Annotated in this window: 9 protein-coding genes; 6 read left to right on the plus strand and 3 right to left on the minus strand. The window is 39.4% G+C overall.

Features of this window, described 5'->3' with window-relative positions:
- Positions 1-308: 308 nt before the first annotated feature.
- The 3 genes from ACFOUV_RS00195 to ACFOUV_RS00205 are packed head-to-tail and all read left to right on the plus strand — an operon-like array spanning position 309 to position 4409.
- A complete protein-coding gene (locus tag ACFOUV_RS00195) occupies positions 309-1613 on the plus strand; it encodes an aspartate aminotransferase family protein (protein WP_379494748.1) in 1305 nt (434 codons plus the stop codon).
- Between the two features lie 45 nt (positions 1614-1658).
- Positions 1659-3026 carry a YjiH family protein gene (locus tag ACFOUV_RS00200; RefSeq protein ID WP_379494749.1) on the plus strand — a complete coding sequence of 456 codons (1368 nt, stop codon included), beginning with the start codon at positions 1659-1661 and terminating at the stop codon, positions 3024-3026.
- Between the two features lie 15 nt (positions 3027-3041).
- Positions 3042-4409 carry an FAD-binding oxidoreductase gene (locus ACFOUV_RS00205; RefSeq protein WP_379494750.1) on the plus strand — a complete coding sequence of 456 codons (1368 nt, stop codon included), beginning with the start codon at positions 3042-3044 and terminating at the stop codon, positions 4407-4409.
- A gap of 40 nt (positions 4410-4449) precedes the next feature.
- Here the strand turns inward: ACFOUV_RS00205 and ACFOUV_RS00210 are convergent, their stop codons facing one another.
- Positions 4450-5655: a sialidase gene (locus ACFOUV_RS00210; protein WP_379494751.1), complete on the minus strand. Its 1206-nt coding sequence runs from the start codon at positions 5653-5655 to the stop codon at positions 4450-4452.
- A gap of 263 nt (positions 5656-5918) precedes the next feature.
- Between ACFOUV_RS00210 and ACFOUV_RS00215 the strand changes: the two genes are divergently transcribed.
- Entirely contained in the window at positions 5919-6266 is a 348-nt protein-coding gene (locus tag ACFOUV_RS00215) for a DUF378 domain-containing protein (protein ID WP_379494752.1), read from the plus strand.
- A gap of 208 nt (positions 6267-6474) precedes the next feature.
- On the opposite strand, the gene ACFOUV_RS00220 is transcribed toward ACFOUV_RS00215, so the two are convergent.
- Positions 6475-8511 carry an LTA synthase family protein gene (locus ACFOUV_RS00220; protein ID WP_379494753.1) on the minus strand — a complete coding sequence of 679 codons (2037 nt, stop codon included), beginning with the start codon at positions 8509-8511 and terminating at the stop codon, positions 6475-6477.
- A gap of 275 nt (positions 8512-8786) precedes the next feature.
- Here ACFOUV_RS00220 and ACFOUV_RS00225 point away from each other — a divergent pair, with 275 nt between their 5' ends.
- On the plus strand, positions 8787-9428 hold the full coding sequence (locus tag ACFOUV_RS00225) for an alpha/beta hydrolase (protein WP_379494754.1): 642 nt from the start codon (positions 8787-8789) through the stop codon (positions 9426-9428).
- Positions 9429-9532: 104 nt separating this feature from the next.
- Here the strand turns inward: ACFOUV_RS00225 and ACFOUV_RS00230 are convergent, their stop codons facing one another.
- Positions 9533-11137, minus strand: coding sequence for a glucose PTS transporter subunit IIA (locus tag ACFOUV_RS00230; RefSeq protein WP_379494755.1), 1605 nt, complete (start codon positions 11135-11137; stop codon positions 9533-9535).
- Between the two features lie 263 nt (positions 11138-11400).
- Between ACFOUV_RS00230 and ACFOUV_RS00235 the strand changes: the two genes are divergently transcribed.
- Entirely contained in the window at positions 11401-12609 is a 1209-nt protein-coding gene (locus ACFOUV_RS00235) for a helix-turn-helix domain-containing protein (protein WP_379494756.1), read from the plus strand.
- Positions 12610-12838 lie beyond the last annotated feature (229 nt).

Here is a 12838-nt window from a genome sequence, read left to right on the forward strand (position 1 = left end):
TGCGTCGAAGTTCGAGGCGGCGCAGCTTTGAGCACTAAGAAAAGCTTCTCTGCATATGCTTCGCACGTAGGAAAAGTGTATTTCTTTTCCAAGGAATGGAACGTATGCAATTAATACGTGAGTAGCGGGCTTGCGCGTGTTGTGCTGACTTCTACGTTGCCCACAAATGTTTTCGGTGGGACGAGTAACCGCAGTCCCAGGACGTGGGCGGTCTAAGTAGAAGATCCGCTATCGCCAACGAAGAAATTCGACGCGTCATTTTTACCGGACCTTTTGAACAACCTTATATAGATAAAGGAGCAATCACTATGAACAGCGAAAACCAGGATTGGCTTAAATTAGTAGATAACATTGGAAATTATTTAGCACCAAGTATGGCAAAAGACCATCCGAATTTACCGGTCGTCAAAGCGGAAGGTTGCTATTACTACGGAGCGGATGGAAAAAAATATTTGGATTTCACATCAGGAATTGCAGTAGAGAACGTCGGCCACCGGCATCCAAAAGTCGTTGAAGCGATTAAAGACAGCACAGATCATTTAATTCACGGGCCATCCGGAGTAATTATCTATGAATCTATTTTAAAGCTGGCACAGGAGCTTCAAGGAATTCTCCCGCCTAAACTGGATAATTTCTTCTTCGGAAACAGTGGTACAGAAGCAATTGAAGGAGCTTTAAAACTAGCAAAATATGTTTCAAAGCGTCCATATGTCATTTCATTTACAGGTGGATTCCATGGCCGTACAGTCGGTTCCTTAAGTGTTTCCACATCCAAAAGTAAATATCGTAAACATCTGCAGCCATCATGGTTAACATACCAGTTGCCATATGCAAATCCCGAAGAATGTCCAGCAGATTCGGATCCGGAAGTATTTTTTGCCGAAAAACTAGAGAAGGAAGCAGCGAAGTTATTTCAGCATCAAGTAGATCCGGAAGAAGTTGCTTGCATGATTGTAGAGCCTGTACTTGGTGAGGGCGGATATATCATTCCACCGAAATCCTGGTTAAAAAAAATCCGCGAAATTTGCGATCGCCATGGTATTTTACTAATTTTTGATGAAGTACAAACAGGCTTCGGGCGTACTGGAAACTGGTTCGCAGCACAAACCTTTGATGTGACACCAGATATTATGGCTGTTGCCAAAGGAATTGCAGCAGGTATGCCGCTCGGTGTAACAATAGCTTCCAAAGAGTTAATGGCACAATGGCCAATGGGAACCCATGCGACAACATTTGGTGGAAATCCGATTGCCTGTGCTGCAGCAAGAGCATCCATTGCAGTAATCAAAGAGGAAAAATTGCTGGAGAACTCCCGTGAAGTCGGAGAATATGCACGTAATCGCCTAGAAAAACTGAAAAATAAATTTCCAATCATAAAAGATGTACGTGGTGTTGGATTAATGATTGGATTCGCTTTACAAAATGTTGAAACAGGAGAGCCAGATGGCGAAGCAGTTATGAAAGTATTGGATGGTTGTCTGGAAAAAGGTGTCCTGTTCTACTTATGTGGAAATGCAGGTGAAGTGATTCGTATGATTCCACCATTGACTGTATCGAAAGAGCAAATTGATGACGGAATCGAGGTACTGGAAGAGGTACTGGAATCGATTTAGCTAGTGACTGGAATAGAAAGCTTGTAAGAAATGAGGAGAATAACAATGATGAATGAAGAAAAAGAAGCATACGAAGCAGATGAAAAGCATACAAAAAAAGATTTAATGAAGTTTTTGCTTCCCTCCTTATTTGGAGTTATTATTTTCCTGTTTCCGATTATTGATGGGGATTCTTTTAACATACCATTAGGAATTATTACTGAATTTTTAATTGAATTTTTATCAGGTGGGTTATCAGCCATTATTACTTACACGATGGTGTTATCAACCGTCCTGACCATTTTTGCAATGATTATGAAACCAAATTTTATTATGAAGTCAGAATTTCTTAAGAATACGTTTCATGTCTCCATATTTTGGTTGGTAGTTCGGATATTAGGTACCATTTTTGCAATCATGACGTTTCATGAAATAGGTTTTACACTGATCAATTCCGAAATTACCGGACAAGTTATGTTCGGATTGCTTACGAGCCTGATTGTATGGTTCTTTGTGGCATCGTATTTAATGCCGTATTTAATTAATTTTGGTGCAATGGAATTTGTAGGAACCTTACTGCGTGGAACCATTAAGCCATTGTTCACATTGCCGGGCCGCTCGGCAATTGACCTGCTGGCATCATGGGTAGGAAATGTAAATGTCGGTGTTGTTATTACAAGGGAGCAATATCAAGATGGTTATTACACAGGCAGAGAGGCGGCAGCGATTGCGACGTGTTTTTCAACCGTCTCACTTCCGTTCTGTCTCGTGATTGCCAATATGCTTGATGTCGGGCATATGTTTCCAATCTTTTATTTGACGATCGTCATTGCTGGAGTAGTTAGTGCTGTTATCATCCCGAGAATCCCACCGATTTCCAGAATACCGGACACGTATTATAAACGTAGCCAAATTCATGAAGAGATACCTGAAAATACGTCAGCGTTTAAGTGGGGACTTCATCAGGCAGTAAAGCGTGCGAAAGGTGCAGGCTCATTTAAAAATCAGTTAAATCAAGGGACTGAAATATTTCTAGGAATCGTATTTGTTCTACTGCCACAAGTAATGGCGATTGGTACGATTGCATTGATAATTGCCGAATTTACACCTGTTTTTCAATGGATTTCTCAGCCGATGATACCGATTCTAAATTTGTTGCAGATCCCGGAAGCAGCTGCAGCAGCTCCAGCGACAATTATCGGATTTATTGATATGTTCCTACCAGCCGTTCTTGCATCTGGAATTGAAGCGGAGATGACCAGATTTGTAGTAGGTGCACTTTCCTTAGTTCAAATTATTTATTTAACGGAAATGGGTACGTTGTTGCTCATCTCGAAAATTCCGGTTAAATTCAGCCATTTACTAATCGTATTTATCGAACGTACGTTAATTTCTTTGCCTATCATTGCGTTGATTGCGCATATGATTTATTAATTTTATTTGCAGGCGGTGCTACAATTGTATATACAACAACTAATTGAAAAAATTGGCAAGGATAAAATCAGCCAAAATAAACCGGTGTTGATGCAGCATAGCAAGGATGAATCCATTCATCCTGCTGTTGAACCTGACGTCGTTTGTTTTCCCGAATGTGCGGGAGATGTAGCGGAGATTCTTAAATTTGCTTGTGCCAATTTGGTGCCGGTCACCCCATTTGGTGCGGGATCAGGACTGGAAGGACAAGCAATACCGATTCAAAAGGGGATCGTGATGAATTTTGAACGCATGAATAAAATCATTGAATTTTCTCCGGAAGATATGCGGGTTACCGTTCAAGCAGGTGTTACTCGTTTACAGCTGAACCGACTGGTGAACGAGTACGGGTTAATGTTTTCGGTTGATCCAGGAGCGGATGCGATGATTGGTGGTATGGTTGCTACGAACGCAAGCGGGACAACGTCAGTCCGTTATGGAGCAATGCGTGATCAGTTGCTTGATCTGGAAGTAATGCTTGCTGATGGGACGATTATACGTACCGGTTCACAAGCGAGGAAATCTTCATCTGGCTATCATCTTACAGGACTATTTACTGGTTCAGAGGGGACCCTCGGAATTATAACCGAAGTTACGCTAAAACTTCATGGTATCCCTGAATACAATATGATGGCCAGATGTACTTTTAATTCGTTGGAGGATTGTGCTAGGGCCGCCCAGACGATTTTACAGGCGGAGATTCCCGTTCTGCGTATGGAACTGATTGACGCTGTCAGCATCTCAATGATCAACCATCATAGTGGGGAGGCCTTCCCGGAGAAGCACTCATTGTTTTTTGAATTTGCCGGGTCAAAAAGAGCAGTTGAAGAAGAAGTTGCACTTGCAAGCGAATTAATGCATGATCTTGATTGTGAGAATTGGGTAGCAGCAAATGATCCGATAAAGATGAATGGGATTTGGAAAGCTAGAAAAGATTTAAATTATGCGATTGCCCATCAACCAGAGACCTGTGAAATCGGTGGTGATGTTTGTGTGCCAATTTCACGTACACCCGAACTTGTTTCTTTTGCCAGAACCAGGATGGATCAAAGTGGTCTGAAAGGAGCAATTTGGGGACATATCGGGGACGGTAACTTTCATACAAGTGTGATGTATAACCCAAATGTAGTTGGTGAATTTGAAACAGCAGAGCAGACGAGTGATGCCATTGTTTTAAAGGCAATTGAAGTAGGCGGCACATGCACCGGCGAACATGGGGTTGGACTTGGCAAAATGAAATTCCAGGAAGTAGAACATGGTGAGGCGTTGGAAGTGATGAAGCGAACGAAACATATGTATGATCCAAAAGGAATCCTAAACCCTGGTAAACTATTTATAGATTAAAAAAGCGAACAGTGCCTGGCACTGTTCGCTTTTTTCGTGTTTAATTGCCGCGATAAAGATGGATTAGATTTTGATTTTGCCCTCTTGCAAAGACATCGGTTCGATTAGGGCCCCAAGAAACAGCAGCAGGGGCTGATGTTAATGTCCCGCCAAGATTTTCCCAATCCAACCAGCGGGTGCCGTTCCATGTTCGCTTATAAAGTCTGTTATTTGTTCCTCGAGTGAATACATCAAGCTGATTTGGTCGGAGAGAAGAGACAGTTGGGGCACTTGTTAATGTCCCACCAAGGCTTTCCCAATTGCTCCAACTCGTTCCATTCCACCATTTGTGAATTAAATCTTGGTTTTGCCCTCTTGCAAAAACATCAATCCGATTTGGACCCCAAGAGACAGCAGCTGGTTCGGATGCTAAGGTACCACCTAGGTCTTCCCAATCTTCCCAACGTGAACCATTCCATGTTTTTTTATAAAGGCGATTACCTGTACCGCGTACAAAGACATCGAGCTGATTTGGACGGCGGGAGGATACAGCTGGACCACTCGTTAATGTCCCGCCAAGGCTTTCCCAATCACTCCAACTACTACCATTCCACCATTTATGATAAAGGGCTTGGTCTGTACCGCGTACAAAGGTATCGATTCGATTAGGTCCCCAAGAAACTGCTGCCGGTGGAGATGTTAATGTGCCACCAAGGCTTTCCCAATTGCTCCAGCTTCTGCCGTCCCACCATATATGGTAAAGACTTTGATCTGTTCCACGACCAAAAACATCGAGCCGATTTGGTTGCCATGACGCCACTGCTGGTGCAGAAGTTAATGTGCCACCTAAGTTTTCCCAACCGGACCAACCTGGAGCTGGTTGCTCTGCGTCATCTTCGAATTCATCTAACGTAATTTCGATGACTCTAATCAACACACGATTTACTAAGTTTTGAGGTATATTAAATTGCCTGAACAGGAGATTAAACCAAGGTACTTGCCGTTGAAATTGATTATAGATTTGATTTGCCGGCAAGTTGGTGTTTGCTTGATTGAGCGTATAGCTTACGACAAAGAAAAATACATAATCAACGATTTGTCTGTTCATTCCAGCCTGCACTAATTGCGAATATAAATTATTGTGCTCTGTTCGCAGCGTTTGCAGGACTTCCTGTACACTCGGCTGTTGACGCATATTCAGAAAAGATGGATCAATATAACTCATTGGAACATAATAGGCTGGTAAATAAGGATAATAGTAATACATTTGCATTCCTCCGCTTTTTCATTAGCATATGCATGAAGAAGAAATACGGGAATAAAAAACACAAGGAATCAAATTTAGGCAATGGAATCCCCTATTGTCAAACACTGCCTATAAGATAGATGCAATTATGTACTTTCAAATCGACAAATATCGCCAAAATCCGGGGAGTGACAGGCACCTGTAAAATTTTTGGTATTAAAATTGAATATAAAACAAAAGCTAAGTTGGAACTGTAATAAATCGTCAAAGGAGGTGTGATATATATGCGGACTTTAAAGACCATTGCGTTAACATTGATTATAATTGGTGCTCTTAATTGGGGTCTGATTGCCTTTTTTCAATTTGATTTAGTAGCCTCAATATTCGGTGGGCAGGACGCTTTCTTATCAAGATTGGTCTATGGACTTGTTGGATTGAGTGGCCTTTACTATATAGTTGCTCTGTTTAACCCTATGGAAGCAGCAATGGATGCGGATAATGATGAAGGAAGACGACCTGGAAACCTTAATTATGGGACAGAGTTTGGGGAGGAAACAGAAATTTCCAACCGAACTACAACTATTTCCGAGGATACAGAAGAAATGTTAAACCGACCAAGTGATAGGGAGTAACTTTCGTCTTTGGGATTAATGAAGCTGACTAAAGGCAGTAATTTATTCTCTATAAAAAGGCGTGGATCACGAATAATTGAATTTGATCTACGCCTTTCGACAGAATTCGGGAAGTGACAGGCACCAACCTCGGTTCTTTGGCGCAAATCTGATTGCGGCACATATATCGAAAAAACCATCCGATGTTGGATACACCGGATGGTTTTTGTTAGCTTGCATTCTCATTTTCATCTTCTTCTTGAACATCAATATTAGCATCAACGTCAACATCTTCTTCTTGAACATCAACATCAGCATCAACATCATCTTCATTTTGAATTAGCTCATCATCACCGTAGAAGTAATCACTTGCATTTACTGGTTCCCAATCTTCATTAGGTGTATAGAAACGCAGTAGGTCTCCATTTAAAACTTTATCGGATAGTTCCAACTCATGAAGGACGGTCTCTTTCATTTCAAGCATTTCATCCGTTGGTTCTTCGATTACTTCTTTCGTTGTATTGTCATAAAAGATTCCATTAATCGAACTGTATTTTTCTGTAACGAAGTCACCATTTCGGAATGGAACAAATTCTTTATGGTCTTCAGAAAACATATCGGTACCAAATAAAATATAATCTTTTGCATCAATACCTAAAATATGCAATAGGGTAGGCATAACATCAACAAGACTGGAATAGGCATGATTGGTTCCTTGGCCGTCTACACCTGGAATACGAATCATAAATGGAACACGTTGTAATTCTGAATTTTTTAATGGTGTGATTTCTTCTCCCATAATTTCTGCCATTGCCTTATTATGATTTTGTGAGATGCCATAATGGTCTCCATAAATCATTATAATGGAATCTTCATAAAGACCAGCTTCTTTTAAATCAGTAACGAATTGCTCTAATGATTCATCTAAATAACGAGCTGTCTGAAAGTATCGATCGACCGTACCATCACCGGTTTCTGCAGGTGGAAGGCTTGCTTCTCCTTCATCAAGTACAAATGGATGATGGTGTGTCAATGTCATCATATGTGCATAGAATGGTTGATCCATCTCTTCTAGTAATGGAACAGATTCTTCAAAGAATGGCTTATCTTTTAAACCATAATTGATAACATTTTCATCACTCATATCATAGAAAATGTCATAATAGTATTCGTTTATACCAAGATGTTTGTATACTTCATCACGATTCCAGAACGATTTACCGTCTCCATGAAATACGCCACTCGTATAACCTTGTTGCTGATCTAGTATAGCCGGTAATGCTTGATACGTATTGTCTCCTTTTGTTACGAAAGCAGACCCTTGTGGCAGACCATATAAGGACGTATCCGTTGTCAACTCCGCATCAGCTGTTTTTCCCTGCTCTGTTTGATGGAAAAAGTTATCAAAGTAGGTGTAATCCTGACTCTGATCATTTACCAATGAATTTAAGAATGGCGTAACTTCCTCACCATGTAGTTCATAATCAATGAGGAAGGACTGAAATGATTCCAGATGGATCTTGATAATATTCTTTCCTTCACCAGTTCCAAAGAACTCGGCATTTGGTGCAGCATACTTACTTTTTGTATAATTTTCTACTTCTGTAATATCACTGCTGTCAGCCAGAACTCGTTGTGTCGAGGATTCAAAGCTTTGAATCCCATCATAAATCATAAAATTATAGGTACCTAGATATTTCACCAAATAATTTCTGTCAAATGCACGTTCCAATAGTTGCGGTCGATCGATTTCAGCTAATCCTAGATTTACCCCGAAAGCAATCGCGCCAGCAGCTAATACCATGAATGGCTTGCGCAGCTGTACACGTTCTGTTGACCAATTTGATTTAAATCTGTTATACAATACGATTAAAATACCCAAATCCAGTGCATAAAGAATGTCGTACGGTGCCATTAAACCTAGTATACTACCACCCAAACTACCAAAATTGTCCGTTTGCATCATGGTAGCTATAGTAATAAAGTCACCATTAAATCGGTAATACACAACATTTGCATACAAGATAAAGCCTAGAATAAAGGAAAAAATAATAATTCGGCGTCCGGCTTTTTTTCCTACAGCGAACAATGCCAGTCCGAGAAAGATTAATCCTGAACTTAGAGGATTAAAGAATAATAGGAACTCCTGCATTGCACCACTAACACCTAAGTCAAATTCAGTTTTATATATCGTATATGTTTTTATCCAAAAAAGAACAACAGCGATTGCGAAGAATCCCATCTTCGAAGATAACAATTTCTTCACTTTTTTCACCTCATAGTTTATAATCAGCTAATTATATTTACATAGAAATGCATTAGCTACAAGTTGCAATTATATAGCAGTACCTAGTGTTAAGTCAAAGTGTTTTTTATGTAAAATTTGTGGCAAAGCAGACGACACTAGGGATAGAAGGAATAAATTAAGTTAAAAAGACCTATCTTTCTAGAGAATAAAAATTTTTAGGAAGCAGGGAGAACGATTATTTCCTTCTGCATCAAAAAGCGGTTAAAATGAAGGATAGAAAAGGAGTGGTGAAAATGGATACACCAATGATATATGAAATGCGTAAACCTTCTACTATAAAGGAGGGGAAGACGTATCCTGCATTATATCTTATTCATGGAATGGGGAGTAATGAGCAGGATCTATTGGGGTTAGTTCAGGGACTTGAGGAATCCTGTTACATATTCAGCGTGCGAGGTCCAATCAGTCAGCCACCAGGATATGCTTTCTTCACGATTGAAGGATTTGGTAATCCAAATCGGGAAGTATTCGATCAAGCTATCACACAATTAACCCAATTTATCGATTACACATGTGAAAGGTATCCAATCGATAAGGACAAACTGCATTTTACTGGATTCAGCCAGGGAGCGATTCTTTCCATGACACTTGGCGTGGTATTGGGGAATCGTGTGAAAGGTATTGCGGCACTAAGTGGTTATATTCCGGAATTTGTAAAACATGATTATGACATAAAGGATGTTCGCAATTTATCCATCTTTATATCGCATGGTGAGATGGATCAAGTGCTACCATTTAAATGGGCATCAGAAAACGAGAAATTCTTTAAAGAGCAGGGTGCAAATGTAATTTTTAAACAATACGCGTCAGGACATACTGTTTCCCAGGAGAATTATAATGATTTGAGGGAATGGTTTGGAATGATCGGATTATAATAGAAGAAACCGGAACAAAAAGGAAGCCATAGCTATGATTGCTATGGCTTCGCTTATATCCTAAATATAATAAATTTCGACAAAAATCGGGGAGTGACAGGCACCTATAATGTTAATTTTAATAGGTCGTCATTTTGGTTGACGGATGGGCTTTCAGTACCTTTAACACCCAGATATTCTTCCGTGTTTGTGACGACAACTGGTGTGGTTGTTCGGTATCCAGCTTCTTGGATCTTCGTGATGTCAAATTCAATAAGCAGGTCACCTTGTTTTACCCGATCACCTTGATTGATATGTGGTGTGAAATACTTTCCTCCCAGTTTAATCGTATCAACGCCAATAAATATAAGTACTTCGGCTCCATCGTCTGAAGTGATTCCTAATGCATGGCCAGTTGGAAATAGTGTAGTAACGACGCCATTGACAGGGGAGACTGCTTCACCCTTTTCAGGCTCAATGGCAATCCCTTTACCAACTGTTTCTGTCGCAAATAGCGGATCATTAATCTCTGACAAGGGTACGACTTTTCCAAGTAAAGGACTACCGATTGTTTCAGGTTTTACACCAACAATGAGATGGTTGTAATTGTCATCTACTTTCTTCGTTTTCCCTTCGTAACCAAAAATGTATGTTAAAAGAAATCCAAGAACAAAAGCAACTCCGATACCAATTACATATTGTCCGATAGGTGAAAAGGCTGGAATGGACAGTAAACTAGGTAGTACAAAATCATTCATTTGAACACCAAGGGCGCCATTGATTGCACCACCTATTGCACCAGCAATGATGACATAAATCATCGTCCGTCGATAACGCAGTATGATACCGTAGTTAATTGCTTCTGTAGTTCCGGCCAAGCCCCCAGGAACAATACCACTGGCGGCGAGTGCTTTCAAGTCTTTATCACGCGTTTTCATGAAAACAGCAATCCCTATACCAACCTGCGCAAATGGTGCTGGTGCAGCCATTGCAATAATTGGATCAGGTCCTGTTGCAAGATTTGCGATAGCAATTGGTATGACGGTCCAGTGTAAACCTGCAATGGTCAGGAACGTCCAAGCACTACCCATAACAGCTCCTGCTAGCATTCCACTCGTATCACTAAGGAAACTAATGAGAGAACCAAGCGCTTCTCCAACAATAGTTCCTATAGGACCAAAAACGAGCATGGTCAACGGAACGAGAATCAATAACGAAATCATTGGGTTGATAAACATTTGAATATCTTTATAAATGACTTTTTTCAAGAACTTATCTAATGCTGCATAAACAAACATAGCTATAAAAATTGGAAAAACGGTAGAGGAATAATCTGCCAAAAGAACAGGAATTCCTAAAAAGTCGATGGTCCGGGTTCCGCCTTCTACGAGGTGTACAATTTCTGGTGTTAGAAGGGACGCTCCAATAACACCACCGACATATCCATTCGCGCCTAGTTTAATCGCAATTGAAATCCCTAGAAATACAGGAAGGAAGTGGAACACGGCATCTCCTGCTGCTGAAAGAACGATATAGGTACCGCTTTCAGAAGATAGCCAACCTACCATCGTTAAAACTGCTAACAGCGCTTTCAGTAAGCCCGCACCTGCGAGCACACCGATGATCGGTGCAAAACTTCCGGAAAGTACTCCTAATACTTTAGTCAGCGCAGATTCTTCTTTGTCTGGTAAATCTTTTTGTTCGTTGTTCTCATGGTGATGATTACTCATAATACTATTCTCCCCTATACTGTATTGATAAAATTTAGAAGGATAAAACGAAGGTAGAGATGCGAACATAGCTCGTCCTGTTACATTTTATCATGTGAATAAAATTTTAAAATAAATCACCTTTTCAAAATCTTAGTGATGAAAGCGGTGTTATGGTATTATTATATTTAAATCTATTGCAATCTGTTAGGACTTATTTAACTTAAAGCGGATTAAAATCACCTACATTTTTAATGAATCAAGATTTACTGGGGGAATCTGGTTTGGAAACTTCAAAAATTGTCTCTACAGCTATGAAAATACACTATATAACACAATTAAATACGTATGTATTAGATCAAAATGTGGATTTTATTTACTATCACGAACTAATTTCTATTCCGGATTTTATGCCTGGTTCAGGTGAAGCGGATGTTTTGAATTTTAATAAAAAAATAAAACAACGAATGCATCTTTATTCTTATATAAACGAATGGGGATTACACTATTTTGGGTATTCTTTTAAAGAAAAGGAAGATGTATATACGATTATTATCGGTCCCTATTTTGAAAATACACCTAATTTATTTCGTTTATCTAGGGAATATAATTTCAGCAACAAACAAAGTAATGATCTAAGAGTAGTGAGCGATAAAATTTCAATACTCACTATAGAGCAAGCTAGCGGTTTTGCAGCTGTTCTCCAAGAGGTTGACAAAATGATAAATAATGAAACAACGCCGACAATTATTATAGAAGAAAAAAATAATAATTTTGCATCTAAGAAGATAGATAATATTAACGTAGACGAAGACGCTGAACTGGTAAAACTACGCTACAAAGTCGAAAAAGATTTTATGCATGCCGTTGAATATGGCGATAAAACGTCTGCTTTAAAACTGATAAGTTCAGACAATATGCTGTTTTCTTTTTCGGAACGATTTCCAACTCAACCCCTGCGTCGATTGAAAAATTTAAGAATCGTACTAAATACTTTACTGCGCACAGCAGCAAGAAATAGTGATGTCCCGGCTATATTGATTCATCATATTTCCGAAAAATATGCATTTGAAATAGAGCATGCAAATAATATAGCCTCCATAAATCAATTACAGGATCGTATGATTGAAGAGTATTGTGACTTAGTAACTTCAAACACATTAAGAAATTATTCAAGAATGACGCAAAGGGTGATTGAACACCTACTTAGTTTTTATGATAAGCAAATAAATAAGGAAGAATTAGCGTTACTTTGTGATACACATGCAGGTTATTTATCCCGGAAATTTAAACAAGAAACCGAACTAACAATAACTGCTTACCAGCAAATGATAAGACTAAGTAAAGCAAAACATCTGTTAAAGACAGAAACTTTATCTATTGAAGAAATAGCTTGGGTTATTGGTTATGAAGATCCTTCCTACTTTGCAAGGGTTTTTAAGAAAGATATTGGCTGTACACCATCTGAGTATAGGGATGGAAAAATTCAATAGGAAAAGCTGGCCTTTACGTGAAGAGCCAGCATGTTTTTATTTTTATAAATGAAAGTTGGAATAATTACGCCGTGCATGTGCTGTTTACGTAAGTTTCTTTAGAATTAGGAGTAGCACAACCAAATCGAAAAATGAAAGCGAGTTACTTCTGAATATCTACTCCAATCATTGAGTAAAACAAAGGAAAAAGGAGTAAAGATATGAAAAAAAGAGTTGGACTCGTTTTCAT

This window comes from Oceanobacillus longus (genome assembly GCF_042650085.1).
GTDB classification, from domain to species: Bacteria; Bacillota; Bacilli; order Bacillales; family Amphibacillaceae; genus Oceanobacillus; species Oceanobacillus longus.